The organism is Rhizobium sp. RHZ01 (assembly GCF_014851595.1).
GTDB classification, from domain to species: domain Bacteria; phylum Pseudomonadota; class Alphaproteobacteria; order Rhizobiales; family Rhizobiaceae; genus Rhizobium; species Rhizobium altiplani.
In genome coordinates this window covers 70,112-93,945 of the sequence record NZ_JACUZZ010000012.1, presented here as the reverse complement: position 1 = coordinate 93,945, position 23,834 = coordinate 70,112, and the positions used below count along the sequence as shown (strand labels likewise).

Genomic DNA, 23,834 nt, shown 5'->3' with positions numbered 1-23,834 from the left:
CCTTAGGCCTCCAGGACGATGTTGGCGGCGCTTTCCTTCAGCTCGACGCCGAAGGCGCGCTGGTAATGCTCGGCAACCAACGGACGCTCCAGCTCGTCGCACTTGTTGAGGAAGGTGGTGCGGAAAGCGAAGGCGATGTCACCGAAAATCTCGGCATTCTCGGCCCAGGTGATAACCGTACGCGGGCTCATGACGGTCGACAGGTCACCGTTCATGAAGGAAGCACGGGTCAGATCGGCGACGCGCACCATCTTGGAGACAAGATCGCGACCTTCCTTGTTCTTCCCGAAGCTCTTCACCTTTGAAGCGACGATGTTCACTTCATGGTCGTGCGGCAGGTAGTTCAGCGTGGTGACGATCGACCAGCGGTCCATCTGCGCCTGGTTGATCTGCTGCGTGCCGTGATAGAGGCCGGTCGTGTCACCAAGACCAATCGTGTTTGCGGTCGCAAACAGGCGGAAGGCCGGGTGAGGACGGATGACACGGCTCTGGTCGAGCAGCGTCAGGCGGCCGGACGATTCCAGCACGCGCTGGATGACGAACATGACGTCAGGGCGGCCGGCATCGTATTCGTCAAAGACGAGCGCGACATTGTGCTGGTATGCCCAGGGCAGGATGCCGTCCTTGAATTCGGTGACCTGCAGGCCGTCCTTGAGCACGATTGCATCCTTGCCGACGAGGTCGATACGGCTGACATGGCTGTCGAGGTTGATACGCACGCAGGGCCAGTTGAGGCGGGCGGCGACCTGTTCGATGTGCGAGGACTTACCCGTGCCGTGATAGCCTGAAATCATCACGCGTCGGTTATGGGCGAAGCCGGCAAGAATGGCGAGCGTCGTCTCGCGGTCGAAGAGATAGTCGGGGTCGAGGTCCGGAACATAGGCGCTGCCCTGGCTGTAGGCCGGCACGCGAATGTCGGAATCGATACCAAAGACCTCCCTGACCGAAACGGTGGTGTCCGGAAGCTCCGAAATATCAAGGTCAATCTTGCTCATCATGTCTCCAAGGCGGGTGCCCGACACCCGGCCATACTGTCTCAGCCCATTTCGCAACCATGACGCCGCAGTTTACCCCGCGCTCGTTCATGTCGGAACGTCGGCGATGCTTCTCCGGGACTGAAACGAAACCTCGGGGGCGATAATCTACCGCTAGCGAGCATTCTTGAACAAAGTCCCGGACAAGAAACGCCGCGCCCGGAAGTGGCCGAGGCGCCTGTGGGACAAACGCAGAAACTTATGCCGCGGTTGCCTGCGGCCTCAGCCGATTTGGGACCATACCTGATTGAAGACCAAGAGCAAGGACGGGAATTAACAAAAACCGTTCTGCTTCAATAATTGATAGGCCTGGATGACGGCGCGGAAGCGTTCCTCCGAGCCGCGGTCGCCGCCATTGGCGTCCGGATGGTGCTTCTTGACCAGTTCCTTGTAGCGGCTCTTGATCTCAGAGGAGGTGGCGCTAGCATCAAGCCCCATCGTGTCGAAGGCCTTGGCTTCCAGGCTTTTCAGCTTGCGCTGCTCGGGAAAGCGCGGGCCGCTCCCCTTGGTGCCGTTGACGAAGCCGAAGGGATCGCGCACCCGGTAGGAGCCCGAGCGCATATCGGAGTGCAGCGGGCTGTTCTTGGCGGCCTTGTTGACGCCGACCGTCCAGGTCGGGCGATGCCCTGTTATCGCTTCCTTCTGGTAGCGCGCAATCTCGCCGTCGGAAAGGCCGGAGAAGTAGTTGTAGCCCTTGTTGTATTCCTTGACGTGCTCGAAGCAGAACAGGAAGAACTGTCCCTCGGCATTGCGTCCGACGGGAGCGCGATGCACGCCTTTTTTGTCGCAGCCATCCCACTGACAGGCAGGGGGTGCCTGTTCGGTTTCCTGCTCGCGTTTGCGGCGGGTGCGGATGCGGTCGAAGTATTTGGAATCGAGTCTCATGACGGCGCTAATTATGGGCCTGCGAAGAGGCGACAACAAGAATTGACAAACCGGAATGTTGCTGGCTTGGTGGGAACCTTTTTCGCCAAGCAACGAGACCATGACACTGCAGACCCGCATCGAAGAAAAGCTGACCGCCGCGTTCGCGCCGGAGCGCCTCAGCGTCATCAACGAAAGCCATCTTCATGCGGGCCATCAGCCTGACATGACGGGCACCGGCGAGACCCATATCCGGGTGCGCATCGTATCCGCCAAGTTTGCCGGCATGCCGCGACTGGCGCGGCACCGTGCGATCACGGAGCTTCTGAAACCAGAACTGGATGCCGGATTGCATGCACTCGCCGTCGAACCGGCAGCCCCTGGGGAGCCGGTGCGTTGGTAGGCGGCTGCGTGAATATAGGAACTGGGCGGCGCTCTCCCAAGAGCGCCGCAAAGACTTAGCGGATGAGAAGCGCGGTGCCGTAGAGCCCGAGCGCAAAGAAGGTATGCGCAACGAGATTGAGAACGCGCACCTTGTTCGGATTGGGCGTCTTGGAGGCCGCCACTCCGAGCCCCATGCCCGGCTGCATCAGGAACCAGCCGGCGCCGACGGCGACGATGGCGAAGATCCAGGCAGGCAGGAGAGTCGGCGTATCGAGCCAGGCGGAGCCGACGATCAGCACCAGCAGCAGACCGTAGATAATGCCGACGGCATAATGGCCAATCCAGCCGAGCGCCCGCTCGTGCCGATAGGGTTCGGCGGCATTGATGTCGTCGTGAAAGACGCTTCCCTTGGCCACTTCCTTGAACCAGCGCCCGGCCGGCGCCCAATTCGGCAGCCCGCCACCAGACGTGACGCCGTAGAGCACGGTCCAGATATCCATGAGCGCGGTCGCGCCGATACCGATGATCACAGAGCGCCAGATAATATCAAGCATGTGAAATCCCATCAAAAATGTGCCGCCGGCCCCCTCGGCCAGATCGGCGAAGGTCAGGCCGGCTTCGCCCCGTCCTCCTCGGCCGAGCGGATACGAAGCCTGGTGATACGGTTCTTCTCGCGCTTCATGACGATGAAGCGCTTCCCATGAAAGGTGAAGGCCTGGCGCTCTTCCGGAATGGTCATGGATTCGTGGATGACCAGACCAGCGATCGTCGTCGCCTCCTCATCCGGCAGGTGCCAGTCGAGCGCCCGGTTGAGATCGCGGATCGGCACCGTTCCGTCGACGACGATCGAGCCGTCGGCCTCCTGGCGCACGCCCTGCATCTCGATATCGTGCTCGTCGGAAATATCGCCGACAATCTCTTCCAGAATGTCCTCCAGCGTCACGATGCCCTGCACCTCGCCATATTCGTCGACGACGACGGCAAAGTGCTGCTTGCGGCGCAGGAAGGCGTTGAGCTGGTTCTCGAGACTGGTGCTATCGGGCACAAACCAGGGCTTCTGGGCGATCTTCGAAATGTCGAGATTCTCCGGCTCAACATTCGGCTCGGCAAGCGCCCTCAGAAGATCCTTCGCATGAACAACGCCAATAATATTATCCGTCGTGCCACGCCAGAGCGGCATGCGGGTAAAGGGGCTTTCAAGGATTGTCCGTACGACGACCTCAGGCGCATCGTCGGCATTGATCGCCCGCATCGCGGTGCGGTGGACCATGATGTCGGAGAGCTCGAGTTCGCCGAGATCAAGGACGCCGCCCAGACGGTCGCGGTCTGCCTTCACCACCGATCCTTCGCGATGCAGCAGATCGACGGCGCCGCGCAGTTCCTCGTGCGCGGAGAGCATCGAGACTTCGCGCGACAGATTGATGCCGAAGAGCGACAGTATCCGGCGAACGATCGCATTCACAAAGGACGAAACCGGACCGACGACGGCGACAAACATCTTGACTGCAGGAGCCGTGTTCAGCGCAAACCGATCGGGGGTGGAAATCGCCCAGCTCTTCGGCAGCACTTCGGCGAAGATGACCAGGATGACGGTCATCGCCAAGGTGGCGAGCGCCACGCCGGAATTGCCGAAGACGCCAAGAAACAGGCTGGTCGCCAGCGACGAGGACAGGATGTTGGCGAGGTTGTTGCCGATGAGCAGCGCGCCGATCAGTCGGTCGCGGCGTTCGATAAGCTGACGCACGATCCCCGCACGTTGCTCGCCGTTGGCTTCGAGCGTGTGGATGCGGCTGCGGGAGACGGCGGTCAGCGCGGTCTCCGAGCCGGAGAAGAACGCCGACATGAGGACGAGGGCCACGATAGAGACAATTTCCGGCCAGTATGCGGAAAAAAATGCCAACGTGCCGTCGAGGGTCATCGCGGGTGTTTCTCCTTGAGGAAGCTCAGCACTTCCGACGCAGGTACGTCATCGGCGACGAAGGACTGCCCGATGCCGCGGGTCAGGATGAAGGTCAGCTTGCCGCCCTTCACCTTCTTGTCCTGGGCAATCGTGTCCATCAGCATTTCGGCCGGCGGCAGCGCTCCCGGTATTTCCGACATGCGGGTGGGCAGGCCGACGGCCTTCAGGTGGGTTTCGACACGGCGGGCGTCATCCGTGCTTGCCAGGTTCATGCGCGCCGAGAACTCGTGCGCCAGAACCATGCCGATCGAAACACCTTCGCCATGAACGAGGCGAGCGCTGTCATAGGCGGTCGCAGCCTCCAGCGCGTGGCCGAAGGTGTGGCCGAGATTGAGGAGGGCGCGTTGTCCAGTTTCGCGCTCGTCGGCAACGACGACATCCGACTTTGCCTGACAGCTGGTGGCAATCGCCTCGATGCGCGCGGCACCGCCGGCAAAGACTGCCTGCCAGTTGGCTTCCAGCCAGGAGAAGAAATCAGGCTTATCGATCAGTCCGTATTTCGCGACCTCGGCGTAGCCGGCGCGAAACTCGCGAGCGCTCAGCGAATTCAGGACATCGGTATCGGCGAGCACCAGATCCGGCTGATGAAAAACGCCGATCAGGTTCTTGCCGTGGCGGCTGTTGATACCCGTCTTGCCGCCGACCGAGGAATCGACCTGCGACAGCAGCGAGGTCGGAACCTGCACGAAACGCACGCCGCGGCGCACGATGCCCGCCGCAAAGCCCGTGAGGTCGCCGATAACGCCGCCGCCAAGGGCGATCACGTAGTCGTTGCGCTCGATCCGCGCTTCGAGGACCTTGTCGCAAACGGTCATCAGGTGCTCGAAGCTCTTGGTCTTCTCGCCCGCCGGAAGCACGAGGGTGGCAGACGCGATGCCCGCTGCCTCGAGGCTTTGAACCAGCGCATCCAGATAGAGCGGCGCCACATGTGCGTCGGTGATGACAGCCGCCTTGCGGCCCTTCAGGCGCGAGGCGATCTCAGTACCGGCGCGTGCGATCAGGCCCGGCCCGATCAGGATATCGTAGGCGCGCTCTCCGAGCGGTACGTGAACCTTGCGTTCGGAGGCGGAGGCATCAGCATTCATCAGGCTGCACTTTCGGTTCGGGCGTCGATCACGGCTTTGAGTACTTCTTCCGCCATCAGCTCCTTGCGCACATCGCGCGAGAGGACGGTGAGGTCGGCGAGCTCGTAGATCGGATAACGCGCATTCATCAAGTTTTCGAGGGTCTGCTTGGGATTCTCGGTCTTGAGCAACGGCCGCGTGTCACGCTTGTTGACCCGCTCCCAGAGAACGTCGAGGTCGGCCTTCAGCCAGACGGAGACGCCGCCCTTCTTGATATGCTTGCGCGTCCGGTCGTTGATGAAGGCGCCGCCGCCGGTGGAGACCACCCGCGGACCATTCTTCAACAGGCGTTTCATGACGCGGGTTTCGAGCGCCCGGAATTCTTCTTCGCCATAGGCGGCGAAGAGCTCACCGATGGACATGCGGGAGACCCTCTCGATCTCGGCGTCGCTATCGACGAAAGGGATGCCGAGCTGATGCGCGACGATCCGGCCGACGGAGGACTTGCCCGCGCCCATCAATCCGACGAGGATCAGATTACGAGAACCGAGCGCAGCACGAGCCCTGTCTTTCAAGCTTTCGGCAACGGTCAGAACTGGGTCGCTCATTGGTCCATTCACACTTTGTTTGCGAACGGTATCGACAAATGCAGGTGTAGCGTCAAGTCGCGGGCAAGGGAAACGTGGTCCAAATGCACCTTCTTGCACTTGCAAACATGCTTCTTCATAAAGAAGCAGAGCCATGGAGTCGCCGAATGCCGAGTCTGTTCCGTTTTCTCGCCATATTGGCGATCATCGCCGGTGCGATATACGGAACGATGTGGGCATTGGTTGCTTTTGTCGAGCCACAGGAGCGCGACGTGACGATCCGCCTTCCGTCCGAGCGGGTCAATCCTCCGGCCACCGGCGCCATTAACCCGTCCAAGAAGTGAGACAATGAAGGATCTCGGCTGGGTTCACGTCGAAGCCTTTCTGGAAATGATGAGCGCGGAGCGGGGCGCTGCGGCCAATACACTCTCTTCCTATGAGCGGGATCTTGACGATCTGCACGGTTTCCTGAACGGCAAGGGAGTGCGCCTGCTGGAGGCGGCGTCGGCCGATCTTTCGGCCTACCTGTCTTCCCTTGCCGCCCAAGGCTTCAAGCCTTCCTCGCAGGCGCGGCGACTGGCGGCAATGCGCCAGTTTTATAAGTTCCTTTACGCCGAGGGTCTGCGCACCGACGATCCGACCGGCGTTCTCGATGCGCCGAAGAAAGGCCGGGCTCTGCCGAAAACGATGGGGGTCGACGAAGTTGGCCGGTTGCTCGAGCAGGCGGAAACCGAAGCGCAGGATTCCGCGCCCGGACAGTTGCAGCGCCTTCGCATGCTGGCCCTGCTCGAACTGCTCTACGCAACGGGGATGCGCGTCAGCGAACTCGTCTCGCTTCCGGCCCGCGTGCTCGACCAGGACGGACGCTTCCTGATGATCCGCGGCAAGGGCAACAAGGAACGGCTTGTGCCGCTATCGCAATCGGCGATCGTGGCGCTCAAGCTCTACGGCCGTATGCTCGCCGCTGAAAACGACGCCGCCAAAGTGCCGCAGGAAAGCCCTTGGCTGTTTCCCGCAGCGTCCAAGGAGGGCTATCTGCCGCGTCAGGTTTTCGCGCGTGATTTGAAAAATCTTGCGATCCGGGCAGGTCTTACCCCATCTATGATCTCGCCGCATGTCATGCGGCATGCATTTGCAAGTCATCTTCTCGCCAATGGCGCGGATCTTCGCGTTGTTCAGGAACTGCTCGGCCACTCGGACATTTCAACCACGCAAATCTATACGCATGTGTTGGAGGAACGGCTTCAACAACTGGTCCAAACGCACCACCCCCTTGCCAAACAGGCCAAAAAGCAGGAATAGGACCGGCGACAAAGGGCGAGCTCATCAAACTAGCCCCGGCAAAGGAACGGAAACGCACCTCATGCACAACTATCTCGACTTCGAAAAGCCGATCTCCGACCTCGAAGGCAAGATCATCGAACTGAAGAAGCTCGCCACGGAAGACGAGAGCATCGACACGTCAGATGAAATCGGCAGGCTCGAAGTTCGCGTTCGCGAAGCGATGGTCGACATCTACTCGAAGCTCAACGCCTGGCAGAAGACGCAGGTTGCGCGCCATCCGCAGCGACCGCATTTCGTCGACTATGCCAAGACGCTGTTTCAGGAATTCACGCCGCTTGCCGGCGACCGCAAGTTCTCCGAAGATGCCGCAATCCAGGCAGGCCTTGCCCGCTTCCGCGGCCAGCCCGTCGCCGTTCTCGGCCAGGAAAAGGGCAACGACACGAAGAGCCGCCTGAAGCACAATTTCGGCAGCGCCCGCCCCGAAGGCTATCGCAAGGCGATCCGCGTTCTCGAGATGGCTGACCGCTTCGGCCTTCCTGTTATCACGCTCGTTGACACGGCAGGCGCCTATCCGGGCGTCGGCGCCGAAGAGCGTGGCCAGGCCGAAGCCATCGCCCGCTCGACGGAAATGTGTCTCTCTGTGAAGGTACCGATCGTTTCCGTCGTCATCGGCGAAGGCGGCTCGGGCGGCGCGATCGCGATCGCCACCGGCAACCGCGTCTACATGCTGGAGCATGCGATCTACAGCGTCATCTCGCCGGAAGGTGCAGCCTCGATCCTCTGGCGCGATTCCGCCCGCGCCAAGGAAGCCGCCACCAACATGAAGATCACGTCCGAGGACCTGAAGGCGCTCGGCATCATCGACGGCGTCATCAGCGAGCCGCTCGGCGGCGCGCATCGCGATCCGGACAGCGTGATCGCCACGACCGGTGATGTCATTGCCAAAGCTCTGGGCGAGCTTTCCAACCGCACCGGCGAGCAGCTTCGCAACGAGCGTCGGCAGAAATTCCTCAACATGGGCCGCAATTTGTAGTGCACAAACGCGCGGCTGCGCCGTGAATGAGGCCAAACCTTGGCCACAATAATGTTATCAATAACATTACTACTTGCGGGGGACGCGAGCGCGCTTCATAGGCTGCTAAGAGTTTGTGAACCATAGTCAGCCTATGATTCGCTCCGCGTGCCGGGGCCGGGTTGCATACTGTTGATGGGCTTTTTTGAATGCGCATTCGTCATTTTGCATATGTTTCCCTGGTGGCGCTGGCTTTGGCCGGCTGCAACGATGCATTGGAAACCGCCCAGGTCGATCTTTCCAGCGTCAAGAACAAGGTCGAGCAGCCATTGCCGCCACGCATCCTGTCCGAGATGTCGGCCAAGAGCATGCAGCGCAACTCGCCGATCATGATCCGCATCTTCAAGGAAGAAGGCGCGCTGGAGATCTGGAAGGCGAAAACCGACAATCGCTTCGACAAGATCGCCGACTACAAGATCTGCGCCTGGTCTGGCCGCCTCGGCCCGAAGGTAAAAGAGGGCGACCGGCAGGCCCCGGAAGGCTTCTACAACCTGACGCGCGCCAATCTCAATCCGAACTCCAAATACTACCTCGCGATCAACACCGGCTTTCCGAACCGCTATGACGCTGTGAACGGCCACAATGGCACCAACCTGATGATTCACGGCGCCTGCTCTTCGTCGGGCTGCTACTCGATGACCGACCAGCAGGTACTGGAGATCTACGCCTTTGCCCGTGACGCCTTTGCCGGCGGCCAGTCGACAGTGCAGCTTCAGGCCTTCCCCTTCCGCATGACCGCGGAAAACATGGTGCGCCATCGCCTGAACCCGAACATCGAGTTCTGGAACATGCTGAAGGTCGGCTACGACAATTTCGAGGTCACCAAGCGTCCTCCCGAGGTGAATTTCTGCGAGAAGAAATACGTCTTCAACCAGCAGTCAACCGACAATGGCGAGTTCAATCCGGCCGGCAAGTGCCCGGCAATGTCGACGCCGCCGGCGCTGACCGCCGCGCTTGCCTCCTACGGCAAGACCTATGATGCCGACTACGCCAAGGCCATGAAGAAGTATGATGGCATGGCCTGGTACGACCCGAGCGAGGCGGAGCGCAAGGCCGTGGTCGCTAAGCTGCGAAAGGGTCGCGAACTGGCCTATGCACCGACCGGCACCTCGCTGGAGGCGGGCAAGATGGTCAAGGTCGCGGACCTCGAAGAGATGATGGCGAGCAAGACCGCGTCCGCGGTTGCCGCAAATGCGGCGCCCAATGCTACGCCGGCATCCTCCGAAGCAAAGGAAATTGCCGTCGCCGCTGCCGTTCCGGCTCAGGTTCCGATCCCAACGCCGAGCCCGCTGGCATTCGCGCCGGTACAACAGCCCGAACCGGTGGAAGTCGCCTCGAAGAAGCCGTTCTGGAAATTCTGGGGCAGGGACTGACGGCGTGAGCGCCATCCTCTATGACCTACGCGGGCTAAAGTGCCCGCTTCCCGTGCTGAAGACCCGCCGCAAGATGTCCTCCCTTCCGAGCGGCTCACTGATCCGCGTCGAAACGACAGATCCGCTCGCTGGCATCGACATCCCTCATTTCTGCAACGAAGACGGCCACGAACTGATCGAGGCTGAGACGACGGAAGGCGGCCACCGCTTCCTCATCCGCAAGCGATAGATTAAAATCGCATTCCCGGCACGGCAAGCGGATTGTCGTGCAGCGCGGTGCGATCCGGCGTGTCGATGCGCGGCTTGCCGAGAAACGCGTCGAACAGATCCTTGACGAAGGCTTCCGGCAGATCCTTGGTGATCAGCACCATGCGCGTGCGCCTGTCCTGAGGGTCGGGCCATGCGGGCAGGCGCGATGGCTGATGGAAGATGCTCTGCACGCCGTGAAGCACCAGCGGCCGATCCGGGCGGTCCGAGACCGCGACGATCGCCTTCATCCGCAGCAGCTTGTCGCCATGCGCCGAACGCAAGAGATCGATGAACATGTCGAGCGCCATCGGGTCGATCGGCTTGTCCTCGACGATCGAGAAGGACCGGATCGATGCATCGTGGCGGTTCACATCATGTGGGTCCTGGTGATCGTTCCCGTGATGATGATGGTGATGGTCGTCAGCACCATGGTGATGATGGTCATGCTGGTGATGCGCCTCATGCGCATCCTCATCCCGCAGCCAGCGTCCGACGTCGGCAATCTTGTTTGTCGGATCGTAGAGGCCGTTGACGAGCACACTGACCTGCCCTGCTTCGGCGCTGTCGGCATCCATCAATGCGGCACGCGGATTGAGCGCATCGAGACGCGCCTCCAGTGCTTCCAACACGTCTGGCGAAGCCATTGTCCGCTTGGAGAGAATCAGCCGATCGGCAACCGCGGCCTGCTTCACCGCTTCCTCGTGATTGTCGAGGGTCTGCGAGCCGTTGACTGCATCGACCACCGTCACGATGCCATCGAGGTCGAAATTGGTGGCGATGATGGGGTTGCCCATGATCGCCTGCATGACCGGTGCCGGATCAGCAAGGCCGGTCGTCTCGATCACGACGCGCTTCACCGGCTTGACGCGGCCCGTCTGTACCGCGTCCATCAGATTTGCGAGGGTATCGACGAGCTCTCCGCGCACCGTGCAGCATAGGCAGCCGTCCGACAGTTCGATGATCGCATCGCCCGAGCTTTCCACCAGTAGATGATCGATGCCGACATCACCGAACTCGTTGATGATCACGGCGGCGTCCTTCATCGCCGGATCCTTGAGGATCCGGTTCAGCAAGGTGGATTTGCCGGCGCCAAGAAAGCCGGTCAGGATGGTGACCGGTATCCGATCGGAAACAGCGCTCATGTCAAAGTGGCCTCAGAAAGTGGTCGGGCGTGGCAGCGGAACCGGGACCTTGGCAATCGTTCCCGCGGTATCCGCGGTCGCCAACTTGTCCGGCTGCGGTTCGTTCTGGCCCGGGATCAGTCCTGCGAAGACGAAGTTGGGGTCGTGGTCCATTTCCTGGATATAGGGAGACTGAACCTTCATGCGGCCCACTTCGTCGCGCGTTTCGCTGCGGACCTTGGCACCCTTGGCGCTGCAGATATCGGCGGTAATATCGGCGACCTGATCCTGACCCGGGCCATAGGGCCGTAATGAACTGAGCGTATCGGGCGCGGCAAACTGCGAAGTGAAGCCCTTTTGCAGCAGGTCGGCGGAGGCATCCGCCCGCGCCGCAAGACTGTCCGTGCCGAGCACGACAGAGATCAAGGTACGGCCGTTGCGCGTCGCCGAACCGATCTGGTTGAAGCCCGAGGCGCAGATGAAGCCCGTTTTCATGCCATCGGCGCCGGCAAAACGACCGATCAGCACGTTGATGCTCGGCACGTTCTTGGTGCCCGTCGTGATGCCTTCAAGCGAGAAGTATCCGGCGTATTGCGGGAACTCGCGACGAAGCGCCACGGAAAGGACCGCAAGATCGCGCGCCGTCGTATACTGGCCCTTGCCGGGCAGGCCGTTCGGATTGACGAAATGCGAGTCGGTCATGCCGAGCTTCGCCGCCTCGGCGTTCATCTTCAGCACAAAGGCTTCCTGCGTTCCGCCGACGGCCTCGGCAACGGCAACCGCAATGTCGTTTGCCGACTTGACCATCAGGATCTTCAGCGCGCTGTCGAGCGTCAGCTTCTGTCCCGGCTTGAAATACATCTTTGCCGGCGGCTGGGCTGCCGCCCGCTTGCTCATGACGATGGGGGTATCGAGGCTGATCTGGCCGGCGCGAACCGCGTCGAAAACCGTATAGACGGTCATGAGCTTGGTGAGCGAAGCCGGATACCATTTGCGGAAGGCTTCCTCGTGCTCCAGCACGCGGCCGCTCTGCACATCCACCAGAATATGCGGATTCGCATAGGCCTGAGCGGAGGCCGAGAGCGCGATGGCGGCTGCGGAAGCTACGATTGAAAGCGGCCGCAAGGCGGCAAGCAAACGGTTCTGGCGCGTCAACACGGTTCGTCCTTAAAGATGTCCGGAAGTCTCGAAAGTTTCCCCTATTTAACGTATATGGCCATGACATGGCAAAGGGCCTTGATTAAGTTATTTCTGCGGCATCGTGTCCTTGCGACCCGATCCCGTCCCCGTTTCGATTTCACGACAGGAAGCTGACATGCCGATTTTGAACAGAGCCGCCGAACTTCAAGACGAGGTGACAGAGTGGCGCCGGCATATCCATGCACGCCCCGAACTTCTTTTTGCGGTCGAGAACACCGCCGCCTTCGTGGCTGAAAAACTCAAGGAATTCGGCGTCGACGAGATCGTCACCGGCATCGGCAGGACCGGCGTCGTCGGTCTGATCAAAGGCAAGGGCGAGGGCGGGCGCACCATCGGTTTGCGCGCCGACATGGACGCGTTACCGCTTACCGAAATCAGCGGCAAGCCCTGGGCTTCCACGACACCTGGCAAGATGCATGCCTGCGGTCACGACGGCCATACGGCCATGCTGCTCGGCGCGGCCAAGTATCTGGCCGAGACGCGCAACTTCAACGGCAACATCGCGGTCATCTTCCAGCCCGCGGAAGAAGGCGGCGGCGGTGGCAACCTGATGGTCAAGGACGGCATGATGGAGCGCTTCGGCATCGAAGAGGTCTACGGCATGCACAATCTGCCGGGTCTTCCTGTCGGGCACTTTGCCATCCGTAGCGGCGCGATCATGGCCGCCACCGACGAATTCACCATCGCCATCAAGGGCCGCGGCGGCCATGCGGCCCAGCCGCACCGCACGATCGACCCGATCGCCATCGGCGCTCAGATCGTCAGCAATCTGCAGCTGATTGCCTCCCGCAATGTCGATCCGCTGCGTTCGGTCGTCGTCTCGGTCACCAAGTTCAACGCGGGCTTCGCCCACAACGTCATCCCGAACGACGCGACGATCGCCGGCACCGTGCGCACGCTCAATGAGGAGGTGCGTAACCTCGCCGAAACCCGCCTGAAGCAGGTCGTCAACGGCCTCGTTGCCGCCCACGGCGCAGAGGTTGATATCGACTTCAACCGGAATTATCCCGTCACCTTCAACCACGCGACGGAAACCGGCCACGCCGTCCGCATCGCCGGCGAGATTGCTGGCGCAGGCAACGTCAATGCGGAGATCGACCCGATGATGGGCGGCGAGGATTTCTCCTACATGCTGAACGCCCGTCCCGGCGCCTTCATCTTCATCGGCAACGGAGACACGGCCGGCCTGCACAACCCCGCCTACGATTTCAACGACGAAACCATCGCCCACGGCATTTCCTACTGGGTGCGGCTCGCCGAACAGCGCCTCGGCGCCTGAAATCTGACGTCAGTTACACATGCAAAAGAGCTTGGCTTCCGGCCAAGCCTTTTGTATGCATGACGCTCAAGTGGTCCCGTAGCTCAGCAGGATAGAGCATCAGATTCCTAATCTGAGGGTCACGCGTTCGAATCGCGTCGGGATCACCATTATTTTCAGTAACCGTGTCGTACTGCGCGCTTCCGCTCTGAGTTCAGGGCAACGGAACCGGCGCGTCGCTGAGCGTTCGCAGATATGCGATCACGTTCAGTCGATCAGTTTCATCAGGCGCTCCACGAATCTCCATGTTTACGCCTGGGGTTGTGAGGGTTGGACCGGCGAGAAAAATGTTGAGGTCCTCGAACGTCCAAGTCCCCTCCCACGCCAACAGGGAGTTGTCAGGGCGGCACCGGCGATCGGCAGACCGATCGCCGACTCCTTGTTCACGTTGGCGCCGCGCTTGATCAGCAACTCTGCCGCTTCGGGATGTTCGCTACGAATGGCCAGGAAAAGAGGATTGGCTCCCTTTGTCCTGCTCTTCGATGTCAGCCCCGGCGTCGAGGGCGGCCGCGATGGCAGTCGGGTCGCCGCTCTTCACCGCCTCGTGAAGTGGGCGGCCTTGCGTAGCCCACGCATCGGTCTTCCCCTCCGCCAACACGATGATCGCGAAGCATATACCCCGATCCCCCACCCGAATAGCTCGATCTGCCTTGCCGGCGGTCACGCGCGCCTTCTCGACCCACTGGGCGGCAATCATTTCCACGTGCCAGCGAGGTAGTCAGGCGATGAGGAGAGAAACGCTTTTGGTCTCCGACTACCTAAAGCCGTGACAAAAAACCTTCCAACTCCTCCCCATCGACAGACACGCGATGCCGTTCCTCCGGATAGGCGCCGCTGGCGATGTCGGTAGCGTATTCGCGGAATGCCGCGATCCGTTCAGCCTGGATGCGGTCATATTCGGCCGCCAGGTTGCGATAGACCTTGGCATGGCGCGGATATTTCCCGCGGTTTAGGCCGAGCACGTCCTCGGAGAAGAGATACTGGGCGTCGCATCCGCTGCCGGCGCCCATGGAGATCATGAGCATGGAGGTGCGTTCAGAAATCGCTGCCGCTACCTCGGCCGGCACGACCTCGATCTCCGCGCTGAAGGCACCCGCGGCCTCCAGATCCTTCACTTGCTTGTAGACAAGAGCCGCCGTTTCGGCCGTCTTGCCGACCGCGCGAAAGCCGCCCGTCCATGTGGCATGCGACGGGATAAGCCCCGTGTGTCCGCAGACCGGAATATGCTCGTCGCGCAGCCGCCGGATCGTCTGCAGGCTGGCGGCGCAATAGATGGCATCGGCCGAGGCCGCCCGCATCTTTACCGCCGAGCGCAGGATCTCATCGGTGGTGGCGCCGCTCTGGCCGTATTCGCCACCCGGAATGGCAAAACGCCCCGGGGCGGCATCGCGGAACCGCGGATCGAAAAGAAGTTCCGGCGGCACGGAAATCAGGTCGATGCCGGCAGCCTCGGCCGCTTCCGCCTCTTCGAGCGACACGACGCGCAGCATGCTGAGCTGCCGCTTGCCCTTCATCGCTAGGAGGTCATGCACAGTCGGTCGCAGTTGTTTGCCCATCGCCGATACCTTGAGAATGCGGCAGCCAGTCAGGCGGCCAGGAGGGATTTAAGTTTGACGCTGCTTGCGACAAGCGCTGCGGGATCCGGATGCGCACGCGCCGCAATCAGCATTTCGGCAAGCCGGATATCGCGCGCGACCACGTTGCCGCGACCGATGCCGCTGGCCGCAAGCAGCCTGCCGGCTTCATCTAGATGAAAGAGAATGAAAGCGCCGTCGCCGAGGTCGCGGCGCAAATGGCGAACGGCGCCCTCCGCGAGGCCGACGATCTGCAGCGTTACGTCATACTGATCGGACCAGAACCAGGGAACGGCGGAAACGGACGTGCCAAGCCCCATCATGTTGGCGGCGGCCAATGCTCCCTGTTCCTGGGCATTCCGCCAGGATTCGAGCCGCACACGCCGGCCGCCATAGATCGCGAGGGGGAACGAGCAGCAGTCGCCGGCTGCGTAGATGTCAGGCGCCGAGGTGCGCAGGAATTCATCGACGGCAATCCCATTGTCGATTGTGAGACCGGCCCGCGCGGCAAGCTCCGTATTGGGAGTGGCGCCGATTCCGATAAGCACGAGGTCCGCGCCGATCATATTGCCGTCGGACAGGTGGACAACGGCCTTTTCGTCGTCTTCCGCAATGGCTGTTATAGCCACCCCGCAGCGGATATCGACGCCCTCGAGCGAATGCCGTTCGCAGATCACCCCGGCAACTTCCTCCGGGACGCCGCGCTTCAGCACGCGTTCCAGGCCCTCGAGGACCGTTACGGAAGTTCCGAGCGCACGCGCCGTCGCGGCAAGCTCCAGGCCGATAAAGCCGCCGCCGATGATGACAATATGCTTTCCGGGCACCATTGCCCTGCGAAGTGCCACCGCATCGGCATGGGTGCGCAGCGAGCAGATATGCTTGCTGTCCTCGGCAATATCAGGAAGCACCCGCGCACGGGCGCCGGTCGCGAGCAACAGCTTGTCATAGGCAATGGTAGAGCCATCGGAAAGCGTAACGGACTTTGCTTGACGGTCGAGATCCTGAACCGTCAGGCCGGTCAGCAGACTGATGCCGCCTGCGGCATATCTCTCCAGTTCGGCGATGAATTTCGGTTCCTCAGTCCCTTGGTCGGACGCCTTCGAAAGCGGCGGCCGCTCGTACGGCGCGAGCGCCTCGCTTCCAATCAGCGTGATCTCGCCGTCAAATCCCTTTTCGCGGAGGGCAAATGCCGCGCGGGCGCCGCATTCCCCTGCCCCGATGATCACGAAATGGGTCATGACAGCCTCCTCAGATCGAGATGAAGACAGCGCCGTCTTCGACCTTCACGGGATAGGTGCCGAGGTTGACGCAAACCGGCGCTCCCTTCGCCTGCCCCGTTTTGTAGTTGAAACGGCCATTGTGCTTGGGACATTCGATGATCTCGTCCATGACCAGGCCGTCGGCCAGATGGACCTGCTCGTGCGTGCACAATCCGTCCGTTGCAAAGAATTCATCGTCGGGGCTGCGATAAACCGCGAACGTCCTGCCCTGGTGATCGAACCGCATCACGTCCTCTTCGTCGATGTCCTCGACGGCACAGACCTCGATCCAATTTCCGCTCATCTCGTCCTCCCAGGCTTATGCTTGGCGTTGTTTATTGGGCAGCCGGCGCAAGCTCGGCGTGGAATTCCTCGCGATAGGGACGCGCCGTCGCCGGCAGTTCGCGCTTCAGGAAATAGTCCTCATTGCGCAGCTGGCGCAGGAATGCCGGGAGCATCTCGCGATAGCCGGACCAGATCGACGGGTTTGCCGCCGGCAGGTCGTGCTTGATCATCGCATGCAGGCGCGGCAGCGCATGGTAGGGCACCATCGGGAACATGTGGTGCTCGACGTGATAGTTCATGTTCCAGTAGATGAAGCGGCTGATGGGGTTCATGTGAACCGTGCGGCTGTTCAGACGATGGTCGATGACATTGTCCGCGAGGCCCCCATGCTGCAACAGTCCGGTCAGCACATGATGCCACGCGCCATAGAGCCTGGGCAGGCCAATCAGCACCAGCGGCAGGATGGAGCCCATCGCAATCGCAACGGCGATCGTCGCGACATAGATGGCAAGCCAGATGCGGGCGATAAGTATCGCGCGGGGCTGTTCCATCTCGGGGATGAAGGTCTTCTCCTCTACGCCGATGACGCCGACGGCATTGCGCAGCATGTCGACCATCGCGTGCCAGACATCGAGAATGCCGAAGAAGTTCAGGATCAGCCGCAGCAGATCCGGCGGACGCATTACCGCAATTTCGGGATCGCGGCCGACGATGACAGTGTCGGTATGATGGCGCGTATGGCTCCAGCGCCAGGTCACCGGATTGCGCATGATCATGAAGCAGGCGATCTGATAGACCGCGTCGTTCATCCAGCGCGTCTTGAAGGCCGTGCCGTGACCACACTCGTGCCAGCGGCTATCCGATGCCGAACCGTAAAGCACCCCATATGCCAGAAAGAAGGGCACGCAGAGCCACGAGCCCCAGAAGTAGACGCCAAGTCCGCCAAGGAGGATCATTGCGCCCAGCCAGATGATCGTGTCAAGGATAGCCGGAGCGTCGGAGCGCTGCATCAGCGCTTTCATGTCCTTGCGCGCAACCTCGGTGTGATACCACTCGGCGGCGGCCAATCCCATGTCAACGGCTGTGCGGCCGCTTTCACCGAGCAGGCTGTAGTCCCGCTTCCTCGTCTGATCAGCCATCTCAACCTCCCGCATGCCATCCCTCCCGGCCTATGCAGACGAGAATATGTTGACTTTCATCAAGCGACAATGCAGCCTTGATGTATTCTATCAAAAGACATCATTGCGACCACATCACAATGATGGATTCTTGCAAGGACCGAATGGTGAAGCGACCGACAATACAGGATCTGGCGAATGCTTCGGGCGTCAGCGTCGCGACGGTCGATCGTGTGCTGAACGGCCGGCATCGGGTTAGGGAGGAGACGGCACGGCGGGTCTATAACGCGGCGGCCTCTATCGGCTACCATGCGGTCGGCTTGCTCCGGCAACGGGTATTCCAGGACCTCCCGCATCATCGGCTGGGCTTTCTTCTGCAGCGTCCGACGCAGTCGTTCTACCAAACGCTCGCCAGGGAAATCGAGCAAGCGGCGCATGCCAACACATCGTCTCGCATAACCGCCCAGATCGAATATGCGACGGCGTCCACGCCTGCTGCGATCATTGAAAAGCTGAAGCTTCTCGCCAGCCGCAACCAGGCGATCGCATTGGTCGGTCCGGACTATCCGGCCGTCGCGGCCGAGGTTGAAGATCTGAAGGCCAGGGGCATTCCTGCCTTTTCCATTCTGTCCGATCTCGCCAGTGGCGTGCGACAGGGTTATATCGGGCTGAACAATCGAAAGGTCGGCCGCACGGCCGCCTGGATGATCGCAAAGGCTGCCAAGAAACCCGGCAAGGTCGCCTGCTTCGTCGGTAGCCACCGCTATCATGGACATGAACTGCGCGAGATCGGCTTCCGCTCTTATTTTCGAGAGAACGCCCCGGATTTCGAGGTTCTCGAGACGCTGATCAACCTCGAAACCCCTGAAATAACGCACGAAGCCACCATCAATCTCCTCAAGCAGCACCCTGATCTCGTCGGCTTCTATGTCTGCGGCGGCGGCATGGAAGGCGCGATCTCCGCCGTTCGCGAAGAAGGTCTCGCCGGCAAGCTTGTCGTCGTCGTCAACGAACTGACGCCGGACTCGCGCTCGGCACTCGCCGACGACGTGGTGACCATGGCGATCGCGACGCCCGTCAGGAACCTCTGCACCGAGCTGATCACATTGATGACAACCTCGATAGGATCAGAGGACGACGCGGTCCCGGGTCAATCGTTCCTGCCCTTCGATATCTACACCTCGGAGAACATCTAGCCCTGCCGGCGACCCGTCCTCCGCCTTAGCGCCGTGCGGCCCAGGACAATCCGCGTCGAAGAATGAGGCGCATATAGGGGTGGTCGAACTCGCTCGCGACATGGCCGAGAGCGGAATAGAACACACGCCCCTGTCCGAACTGGCGCTTGAAGGCAACGGGCATTGTCACGTTGCGGGCGGCCGAATCATACTCTCCGGAAAAGCGCGTCGTCGCCAGGATTTCGACCGACGGATCGTAGTGGAGGTAGTACTGCTCGGACCGATAGTCGAAGTCGGGAATCCCCGCCATCACAGGATCATGCTGACGGGTCACGTTGACGCGGAAATCGATGATGTTGCCGGGATGGGAGACCCATGTTACCCCGGAGACATACCGGAACGGTGCGCTCTCCTTGAATGAAGTCGCCAGCGCGCCGTGATGCCCCCCGAGGCCGAGACCGCCGCGCACAGCCTCCACCAGCGCGTCTGCGTGCGCCTTCTCGATTTTCTCGCCGGTAACTACAGGCACGAGCAGATCGGCGCCCGCGATCACAGCTGACCCGAAGATGCCAAGGTCGCCGGTCACCTCGACGGCAAAGCCATCCTCGCGCAACAGGTCCGCGACGCGGTGGGCGCACGCTTCAGGCTCGTGGCCGCTCCAACCGCCCCAGACGATGATCGCTTTGCGCATAAGCACTCCCTTGCCGAACACATTGGGCCGCCGAGAGCGGCCAGATCTTCTTTACGACAAGACGGGTCGAGCAAGCCAGTGCAAGCCTTGCCGGACCATATTTTCTTCCGACTCTCGGAAGGCGGAACTTTCCGACCCGTTCTGCGTTTCGCGGAAAACGGAGGGAGTGCTCGCCATGCGTATGAAACTGACGTTGCTTGCATTCGCATATCTTGTCGTCAGCGGCCTGTTGCTGGCAACCACCTATAAATCGGCGGGACCGATCACGACGCCAAAGACAGATCGGGTCGCAGCCTTCCAGATGGAACGCTTCGCCGGCTGAGGGATAACTACGCTACCTTGATATCATTGCGCACGGGCCGCGTTCCCGCGAGAGCGCGCGCGACGGCGGTTGCACGCTCGATCTCGGCTGCCGTGGCAACCATGCCGGTCAGCACGACCTCACGACCTTCAAGCGTCACCTTCACATCAGCCGCATCAATCCCACCAGCGACAGCCAAGGCATTCGCTACGGCCTCCTCGAGCGCGGCATCCTGGTTAGCTCCAGTCTCGGGTTCGAAGGGTTCGCCATAGAACGTCGGTTGCTTGAAAACCATGTGCCTTCCTCCTGTCTCGATTACGAAACGCAGCAATTGGCCGATTGGTTTCGCGCCACCCTGTTAGACATGGCAAGGGGGCAACCGCCCTCTCCCGGATTCGCTGGATTTCTGCTGCGCCGCACACTTGCCGCTCATTTCAATCCCCTGTACAGCCAGAGCCAATGCAAGAGTTTTGGCGAAATCACCGATGATGGCAGGCGAAAGTGCGCCGAGGCGCCTCAGTATTTTTGGCTCAACCGGCTCGATCGGACAAAATACGCTCGACGTTATCGAGCAGTTGGGCGGTCGGGACTGCTATGAGATCTCCGTCGTAACGGGCAACGAGAACGTCCAGCTTTTGGCGCAGCAGGCGAAATCGTCAGGCGCCAAGCTTGCGGTCACCGCCAGCGACGGCAAATATCACTCGCTGAAGGAAGAACTGTCCGGCAGCGGCATTGCGGTTGCCGCCGGCGTATCGGGCCTGGCTGAGGCCGCCGACCTCGAGGCGGATTGGGTGATGGCCGCCATCGTCGGCACGGCCGGCCTCGCGCCGACACTGGCCGCCGCCCGCAAGGGCGCAACGATCGCGCTCGCCAACAAGGAATGCCTGGTGTCAGCCGGCGACTTGTTCGTCGATGCAGTGGCAAAGGGCGGCGGACGGCTGATCCCCGTCGACAGCGAACACAGCGCGATCTTTCAGTCTCTCGACGAAGACCAGCGGCACGCCGTCGAACGGATCATCCTGACGGCTTCGGGCGGTCCGTTCCGCACCTGGTCGCGCGCCGACATGGCGAATGTGACCGCTGCAACGGCGCGAGCGCACCCGAACTGGTCGATGGGACTGAAGATCTCGGTCGGAAGTGCCTCGATGTTCAACAAGGCGCTGGAGATGATCGAGGCGAAGCATCTCTTCGGCGTTCGCCCGGACCAGATCGAAGTGATCGTCCACCCGCAGTCGATCATTCACTCGATGGTCGGCTACACGGATGGATCGATCATCGCCCAGCTCGGCAGCCCCGATATGCGGACGGCGATCGGTTACGCGCTCGACTACCCGCGCCGACCGACACTGAACGTCGAGCGACTGGATTTCGCCAAGCTCTCGCGCCTCGACTTCGAGGCACCGGATGAACAGCGTTTCCCGGCGCTCAGACTGGCGCGCACCGCGCTGGAACGCGGCGGCCTACAGGGCGCCATCATGAATGCGGCCGAGGAAATTGCGTTTCACGCGTTTGTCGAGGAACGGATCGGCTTCCTGTCCATGGCCGACATTGCCGAAGCGGTGATGGACAAGATGATCGCAACCGGCGAAGCGAAGACGATGGACGACGTCTTTGCCGCCGATGCCGAAGCCCGCAGGCTCGCTGCCGAACTGGTAGCCCTCAGCGAAAAGGCCGCCTGACGGCGGCCCAATCTTTTCCCAAACAATGTACCTTTAGGCCACGTGCCGCGCCAGCGCGCAGCGCGCCCAGAGCGAATGCAGCGCCTCGACGAGATGTTCGATGTCGGCGTCGCTGTGCAGCGGCGTCGGAGTGATGCGCAGCCGCTCGGTCTTCTTCGGCACCGTCGGGTAGTTGATCGGCTGCACGTAGACACCGCAATTGTCGAGCAGCAGGTCGGAGATCCACTTGCACTTGGCGGCATCGCCAACCATGACCGGCACGATGTGGCTCGGGTTCGGCATGTGCGGAATGCCGCGCTGATCGAGCAGCGCCCTCAGCTTGCGGACACGATCCTGGTGGCGCGCCCGCTCGAACGGGCTGACCTTCAGATGCTGGATCGAGGCAACCGCACCGGCAGCAAGGGCCGGCGGCAGCGCCGTCGTGAAGATGAAACCAGAGGCAAACGAGCGGATGAAGTCGCACAGCGCCGTCGAGGCGGCGATGTAGCCGCCCATGACGCCGAATGCCTTGCCGAGCGTGCCTTCGATGACCGTCAGGCGGTCCATCAGGCCCTCGCGCTCGGCAATGCCGCCGCCGCGCGGACCATACATGCCGACGGCATGGACTTCGTCGAGATAGGTCATCGCGCCGTATTTGTCGGCGAGGTCGCAGATCTCCTTGATCGGGGCGATGTCGCCATCCATCGAATAGACCGATTCGAAGGCGATCAGCTTCGGCGCCTTCGGATCGGCGGCGGCCAGCTTGGCTTCGAGATCATGGATGTCGTTGTGCTTCCAGATCACCTTGTCGCACTTGGCGTAGCGAATGCCTTCGATCATCGACGCATGGTTCAAGGCGTCGGAGAAGATGATCAGGCCGGGGATCTTGGCGCCGAGCGTGCCGAGCGCTGCCCAGTTGGAGACATAGCCGGAGGTGAAGATCAGCGCCGCTTCCTTGCCATGCAGGTCGGCCAGTTCGTGCTCGAGCAGAACGTGATAGTGGGTGGTGCCAGAGATATTCCGGGTGCCTCCCGCACCCGCGCCACAGTGATCGATGGCATTCTTCATCGCCTCGATCACCTTCGGGTTCTGGCCCATGCCGAGATAGTCGTTGGAGCACCAGACCGTGACTTCCTTCGGGCCGTCCGCCGTGTGTCGCGTGGCGCGCGGAAAGCTGCCGCGGTGACGCTCAAGATCGGCAAAAACGCGATAGCGACCTTCGCTGTGAAGGCCATCCAGCTCGCTTTTGAAAAACGCTTCGAAATCCATGTCATGCTCCAGTGTCGTGCGAGCGTTTGTTGCCAACCGACGCACGCACGTCAACCCTTTGCCATCGCTTTACCATCAACTGCGGCAAAAGGCCCATAGCCTTGAATTATTTTAATTCGAAAAAGCTCGTTTTGGCCAGACGCAGCGAAGAATCGCGAGGCAGACACGCCGCCTCGCGATCCGACCGTTTGTGTCAGCCCGCCTCGGCGACGGCGCGTTTGGCCATCACTTTGATCAGGTTGGCGCGGTATTCCGCACTCGCATGCAAATCCGACATCAGTCCGGCAGGATTGACATCGATGCCAGCGATCGAACCGGCGGACCAGTTCGCTTTGAGGGCGGTTTCCATGGCGGTTTCGCGGAAGACGCCGTTGGCTCCCGCCCCGGTGACGGCAACCCTTACGCCACCAGCGCCCTTGGTAACGAAGACCCCCGTCATCGCATAACGCGATGCCGGATTTGGAAACTTCGAATATCCCGCTTTCTCGGGCGTCTCGAAACTGATGGCGGTGACCAGTTCACCATCTTCCAAGGCCGTCTCGAACAAGCCGGTAAAGAAATCGTCAGCAGCAATCTCGCGCTTGTTGGTGACGATGCTGGCATTCAGCGCCAACATGGCCGAGGGATAGTCCGCCGCAGGATCGTTGTTGGCAATCGAACCACCGATCGTGCCCATATGACGGACATGCGGATCGCCGATCATGCCGGCAAGGTCGCAGATGGCGGGACAAACCGCACGCAGAGCCGCTGATGCAGCGACTTCGGCGTGCGATGTGGCCGCCCCGATGGTCACCTTGCGACCATCGACCTTGATGCCCTGCATCGCCGGAATATGCCTGAGATCGACGAGGTCGCTCGGCGCGGCGAGACGCTGCTTCATCGTCGGTATGAGCGTCATGCCGCCGGAGACATATTTGCCTTCGGATGTTCCCGAAATCATCCTGACGGCTTCATCGACCGAGGACGCGCGGTGATAGTTGGTCTGATACATCGT

Annotated in this window: 28 protein-coding genes and 1 tRNA gene; 12 read left to right on the top strand and 17 right to left on the bottom strand. The window is 61.2% G+C overall.

Annotated features, from left to right (window positions below):
- Positions 1-2: 2 nt before the first annotated feature.
- Both cobS and IB248_RS14600 read right to left on the bottom strand, forming a co-directional pair.
- Positions 3-995: a cobaltochelatase subunit CobS gene (cobS, locus tag IB248_RS14605; protein ID WP_018857765.1), complete on the bottom strand. Its 993-nt coding sequence runs from the start codon at positions 993-995 to the stop codon at positions 3-5.
- A 312-nt stretch (positions 996-1,307) separates the two neighbouring features.
- Entirely contained in the window at positions 1,308-1,919 is a 612-nt protein-coding gene (locus tag IB248_RS14600) for a J domain-containing protein (protein WP_018857764.1), read from the bottom strand.
- A gap of 100 nt (positions 1,920-2,019) precedes the next feature.
- Here IB248_RS14600 and IB248_RS14595 point away from each other — a divergent pair, with 100 nt between their 5' ends.
- Positions 2,020-2,301 (top strand): BolA family protein, encoded by a 282-nt coding sequence (locus IB248_RS14595; RefSeq protein WP_026371844.1) that lies wholly within the window; start codon positions 2,020-2,022, stop codon positions 2,299-2,301.
- Positions 2,302-2,356: 55 nt separating this feature from the next.
- On the opposite strand, the gene IB248_RS14590 is transcribed toward IB248_RS14595, so the two are convergent.
- From IB248_RS14590 to IB248_RS14575, 4 genes are read right to left on the bottom strand one after another with little or no spacing between them, the layout of a single operon-like run.
- Positions 2,357-2,836, bottom strand: a complete 480-nt coding sequence (locus IB248_RS14590; RefSeq protein WP_192241124.1) for a DUF2938 domain-containing protein — start codon at positions 2,834-2,836, stop codon at positions 2,357-2,359.
- A gap of 53 nt (positions 2,837-2,889) precedes the next feature.
- A complete protein-coding gene (locus tag IB248_RS14585) occupies positions 2,890-4,200 on the bottom strand; it encodes an HlyC/CorC family transporter (protein ID WP_192241123.1) in 1,311 nt (436 codons plus the stop codon).
- Positions 4,197-5,327 (bottom strand): 3-dehydroquinate synthase, encoded by a 1,131-nt coding sequence (gene aroB, locus IB248_RS14580; RefSeq protein ID WP_112667914.1) that lies wholly within the window; start codon positions 5,325-5,327, stop codon positions 4,197-4,199. The genes IB248_RS14585 and aroB overlap by 4 nt, the downstream gene beginning before the upstream one ends.
- On the bottom strand, positions 5,327-5,914 hold the full coding sequence (locus IB248_RS14575) for a shikimate kinase (protein WP_062374831.1): 588 nt from the start codon (positions 5,912-5,914) through the stop codon (positions 5,327-5,329). Before IB248_RS14575 ends, aroB begins: the two co-directional genes overlap by 1 nt.
- 146 nt (positions 5,915-6,060) lie before the next feature.
- Between IB248_RS14575 and IB248_RS14570 the strand changes: the two genes are divergently transcribed.
- The 5 genes from IB248_RS14570 to IB248_RS14550 all read left to right on the top strand — a co-directional run bounded on the left by IB248_RS14570 (position 6,061) and on the right by IB248_RS14550 (position 9,851).
- The gene (locus tag IB248_RS14570; RefSeq protein WP_018857758.1) at positions 6,061-6,237 is read left to right on the top strand and encodes a hypothetical protein; all 177 of its coding nucleotides are present in this window, start codon (positions 6,061-6,063) and stop codon (positions 6,235-6,237) included.
- A 4-nt stretch (positions 6,238-6,241) separates the two neighbouring features.
- Complete coding sequence (gene xerD, locus IB248_RS14565) at positions 6,242-7,195, top strand: site-specific tyrosine recombinase XerD (protein WP_025661865.1); 954 nt, start codon at positions 6,242-6,244, stop codon at positions 7,193-7,195.
- Between the two features lie 61 nt (positions 7,196-7,256).
- Entirely contained in the window at positions 7,257-8,210 is a 954-nt protein-coding gene (locus IB248_RS14560; RefSeq protein WP_018857756.1) for an acetyl-CoA carboxylase carboxyltransferase subunit alpha, read from the top strand.
- A gap of 188 nt (positions 8,211-8,398) precedes the next feature.
- Entirely contained in the window at positions 8,399-9,622 is a 1,224-nt protein-coding gene (locus IB248_RS14555; protein WP_192241122.1) for a murein L,D-transpeptidase family protein, read from the top strand.
- A 4-nt stretch (positions 9,623-9,626) separates the two neighbouring features.
- Positions 9,627-9,851 carry a sulfurtransferase TusA family protein gene (locus IB248_RS14550; protein WP_018857754.1) on the top strand — a complete coding sequence of 75 codons (225 nt, stop codon included), beginning with the start codon at positions 9,627-9,629 and terminating at the stop codon, positions 9,849-9,851.
- 1 nt (position 9,852) lies between these two features.
- On the opposite strand, the gene IB248_RS14545 is transcribed toward IB248_RS14550, so the two are convergent.
- Positions 9,853-11,013 carry a GTP-binding protein gene (locus IB248_RS14545; RefSeq protein ID WP_018857753.1) on the bottom strand — a complete coding sequence of 387 codons (1,161 nt, stop codon included), beginning with the start codon at positions 11,011-11,013 and terminating at the stop codon, positions 9,853-9,855.
- A gap of 12 nt (positions 11,014-11,025) precedes the next feature.
- Positions 11,026-12,150 (bottom strand): D-alanyl-D-alanine carboxypeptidase family protein, encoded by a 1,125-nt coding sequence (locus tag IB248_RS14540; RefSeq protein WP_025661862.1) that lies wholly within the window; start codon positions 12,148-12,150, stop codon positions 11,026-11,028.
- Between the two features lie 157 nt (positions 12,151-12,307).
- On the opposite strand from IB248_RS14540, the gene IB248_RS14535 reads away from it, so the two are divergent.
- Complete coding sequence (locus tag IB248_RS14535) at positions 12,308-13,471, top strand: M20 aminoacylase family protein (protein ID WP_018857751.1); 1,164 nt, start codon at positions 12,308-12,310, stop codon at positions 13,469-13,471.
- A 72-nt stretch (positions 13,472-13,543) separates the two neighbouring features.
- Positions 13,544-13,620, top strand: a tRNA-Arg gene (locus tag IB248_RS14530).
- 139 nt (positions 13,621-13,759) lie between these two features.
- Here the strand turns inward: IB248_RS14530 and IB248_RS31755 are convergent.
- Positions 13,760-13,951: a hypothetical protein gene (locus IB248_RS31755; protein WP_245267958.1), complete on the bottom strand. Its 192-nt coding sequence runs from the start codon at positions 13,949-13,951 to the stop codon at positions 13,760-13,762.
- 16 nt (positions 13,952-13,967) lie between these two features.
- On the opposite strand from IB248_RS31755, the gene IB248_RS31750 reads away from it, so the two are divergent.
- Positions 13,968-14,228, top strand: coding sequence for a hypothetical protein (locus IB248_RS31750; RefSeq protein WP_156828757.1), 261 nt, complete (start codon positions 13,968-13,970; stop codon positions 14,226-14,228).
- Positions 14,229-14,268: 40 nt separating this feature from the next.
- On the opposite strand, the gene IB248_RS14520 is transcribed toward IB248_RS31750, so the two are convergent.
- From IB248_RS14520 to IB248_RS14505, 4 genes are read right to left on the bottom strand one after another with little or no spacing between them, the layout of a single operon-like run.
- Positions 14,269-15,066 (bottom strand): 3-methyl-2-oxobutanoate hydroxymethyltransferase, encoded by a 798-nt coding sequence (locus IB248_RS14520; protein ID WP_113470276.1) that lies wholly within the window; start codon positions 15,064-15,066, stop codon positions 14,269-14,271.
- 29 nt (positions 15,067-15,095) lie between these two features.
- Positions 15,096-16,322: an FAD-dependent oxidoreductase gene (locus IB248_RS14515; protein WP_192241121.1), complete on the bottom strand. Its 1,227-nt coding sequence runs from the start codon at positions 16,320-16,322 to the stop codon at positions 15,096-15,098.
- 10 nt (positions 16,323-16,332) lie between these two features.
- The gene (locus tag IB248_RS14510; RefSeq protein WP_018857747.1) at positions 16,333-16,647 is read right to left on the bottom strand and encodes a MocE family 2Fe-2S type ferredoxin; all 315 of its coding nucleotides are present in this window, start codon (positions 16,645-16,647) and stop codon (positions 16,333-16,335) included.
- A 31-nt stretch (positions 16,648-16,678) separates the two neighbouring features.
- On the bottom strand, positions 16,679-17,767 hold the full coding sequence (locus IB248_RS14505) for a fatty acid desaturase family protein (RefSeq protein WP_026371841.1): 1,089 nt from the start codon (positions 17,765-17,767) through the stop codon (positions 16,679-16,681).
- 143 nt (positions 17,768-17,910) lie between these two features.
- Between IB248_RS14505 and IB248_RS14500 the strand changes: the two genes are divergently transcribed.
- Positions 17,911-18,942, top strand: a complete 1,032-nt coding sequence (locus IB248_RS14500) for a LacI family DNA-binding transcriptional regulator (RefSeq protein WP_192241120.1) — start codon at positions 17,911-17,913, stop codon at positions 18,940-18,942.
- 25 nt (positions 18,943-18,967) lie between these two features.
- Here the strand turns inward: IB248_RS14500 and IB248_RS14495 are convergent, their stop codons facing one another.
- Positions 18,968-19,612 carry a ThuA domain-containing protein gene (locus IB248_RS14495; protein ID WP_113470297.1) on the bottom strand — a complete coding sequence of 215 codons (645 nt, stop codon included), beginning with the start codon at positions 19,610-19,612 and terminating at the stop codon, positions 18,968-18,970.
- Positions 19,613-19,787: 175 nt separating this feature from the next.
- Here IB248_RS14495 and IB248_RS14490 point away from each other — a divergent pair, with 175 nt between their 5' ends.
- Positions 19,788-19,934, top strand: a complete 147-nt coding sequence (locus tag IB248_RS14490) for a hypothetical protein (RefSeq protein ID WP_167354926.1) — start codon at positions 19,788-19,790, stop codon at positions 19,932-19,934.
- Positions 19,935-19,941: 7 nt separating this feature from the next.
- Here IB248_RS14490 and IB248_RS14485 read toward each other — a convergent pair whose 3' ends face one another.
- Positions 19,942-20,208, bottom strand: a complete 267-nt coding sequence (locus IB248_RS14485; RefSeq protein WP_112660330.1) for a BON domain-containing protein — start codon at positions 20,206-20,208, stop codon at positions 19,942-19,944.
- A gap of 190 nt (positions 20,209-20,398) precedes the next feature.
- Between IB248_RS14485 and dxr the strand changes: the two genes are divergently transcribed.
- Positions 20,399-21,592, top strand: coding sequence for a 1-deoxy-D-xylulose-5-phosphate reductoisomerase (gene dxr, locus IB248_RS14480; RefSeq protein ID WP_113470273.1), 1,194 nt, complete (start codon positions 20,399-20,401; stop codon positions 21,590-21,592).
- 33 nt (positions 21,593-21,625) lie between these two features.
- Here the strand turns inward: dxr and hemA are convergent, their stop codons facing one another.
- Entirely contained in the window at positions 21,626-22,840 is a 1,215-nt protein-coding gene (gene hemA / locus IB248_RS14475; protein ID WP_169681369.1) for a 5-aminolevulinate synthase, read from the bottom strand.
- 193 nt (positions 22,841-23,033) lie between these two features.
- Positions 23,034-23,831 carry a xanthine dehydrogenase family protein subunit M gene (locus IB248_RS14470; RefSeq protein ID WP_018855711.1) on the bottom strand — a complete coding sequence of 266 codons (798 nt, stop codon included), beginning with the start codon at positions 23,829-23,831 and terminating at the stop codon, positions 23,034-23,036.
- Positions 23,832-23,834: the final 3 nt, after the last annotated feature.

Bases quoted from the DNA above. Each gene is read 5' to 3' on its own strand.
- IB248_RS14510 (WP_018857747.1), bottom strand. From the start codon at position 16,647: ATGAGCGGAAATTGGATCGAGGTCTGTGCCGTCGAGGACATCGACGAA.
- aroB (WP_112667914.1), bottom strand. From the start codon at position 5,327: ATGAATGCTGATGCCTCCGCCTCCGAACGCAAGGTTCACGTACCGCTC.
- hemA (WP_169681369.1), bottom strand. From the start codon at position 22,840: ATGGATTTCGAAGCGTTTTTCAAAAGCGAGCTGGATGGCCTTCACAGC.
- IB248_RS14555 (WP_192241122.1), top strand. From the start codon at position 8,399: ATGCGCATTCGTCATTTTGCATATGTTTCCCTGGTGGCGCTGGCTTTG.
- dxr (WP_113470273.1), top strand. From the start codon at position 20,399: ATGATGGCAGGCGAAAGTGCGCCGAGGCGCCTCAGTATTTTTGGCTCA.
- IB248_RS14600 (WP_018857764.1), bottom strand. From the start codon at position 1,919: ATGAGACTCGATTCCAAATACTTCGACCGCATCCGCACCCGCCGCAAA.
- IB248_RS14590 (WP_192241124.1), bottom strand. From the start codon at position 2,836: ATGCTTGATATTATCTGGCGCTCTGTGATCATCGGTATCGGCGCGACC.
- IB248_RS14595 (WP_026371844.1), top strand. From the start codon at position 2,020: ATGACACTGCAGACCCGCATCGAAGAAAAGCTGACCGCCGCGTTCGCG.
- IB248_RS14470 (WP_018855711.1), bottom strand. From the start codon at position 23,831: ATGTATCAGACCAACTATCACCGCGCGTCCTCGGTCGATGAAGCCGTC.
- IB248_RS14520 (WP_113470276.1), bottom strand. From the start codon at position 15,066: ATGGGCAAACAACTGCGACCGACTGTGCATGACCTCCTAGCGATGAAG.
- IB248_RS14485 (WP_112660330.1), bottom strand. From the start codon at position 20,208: ATGGTTTTCAAGCAACCGACGTTCTATGGCGAACCCTTCGAACCCGAG.
- xerD (WP_025661865.1), top strand. From the start codon at position 6,242: ATGAAGGATCTCGGCTGGGTTCACGTCGAAGCCTTTCTGGAAATGATG.
- IB248_RS14560 (WP_018857756.1), top strand. From the start codon at position 7,257: ATGCACAACTATCTCGACTTCGAAAAGCCGATCTCCGACCTCGAAGGC.
- IB248_RS14575 (WP_062374831.1), bottom strand. From the start codon at position 5,914: ATGAGCGACCCAGTTCTGACCGTTGCCGAAAGCTTGAAAGACAGGGCT.
- IB248_RS14490 (WP_167354926.1), top strand. From the start codon at position 19,788: ATGCGTATGAAACTGACGTTGCTTGCATTCGCATATCTTGTCGTCAGC.
- IB248_RS14570 (WP_018857758.1), top strand. From the start codon at position 6,061: ATGCCGAGTCTGTTCCGTTTTCTCGCCATATTGGCGATCATCGCCGGT.
- IB248_RS14500 (WP_192241120.1), top strand. From the start codon at position 17,911: ATGGTGAAGCGACCGACAATACAGGATCTGGCGAATGCTTCGGGCGTC.
- IB248_RS14505 (WP_026371841.1), bottom strand. From the start codon at position 17,767: ATGGCTGATCAGACGAGGAAGCGGGACTACAGCCTGCTCGGTGAAAGC.
- IB248_RS14585 (WP_192241123.1), bottom strand. From the start codon at position 4,200: ATGACCCTCGACGGCACGTTGGCATTTTTTTCCGCATACTGGCCGGAA.
- IB248_RS14515 (WP_192241121.1), bottom strand. From the start codon at position 16,322: ATGACCCATTTCGTGATCATCGGGGCAGGGGAATGCGGCGCCCGCGCG.
- IB248_RS14545 (WP_018857753.1), bottom strand. From the start codon at position 11,013: ATGAGCGCTGTTTCCGATCGGATACCGGTCACCATCCTGACCGGCTTT.
- IB248_RS14495 (WP_113470297.1), bottom strand. From the start codon at position 19,612: ATGCGCAAAGCGATCATCGTCTGGGGCGGTTGGAGCGGCCACGAGCCT.
- IB248_RS14535 (WP_018857751.1), top strand. From the start codon at position 12,308: ATGCCGATTTTGAACAGAGCCGCCGAACTTCAAGACGAGGTGACAGAG.
- cobS (WP_018857765.1), bottom strand. From the start codon at position 995: ATGAGCAAGATTGACCTTGATATTTCGGAGCTTCCGGACACCACCGTT.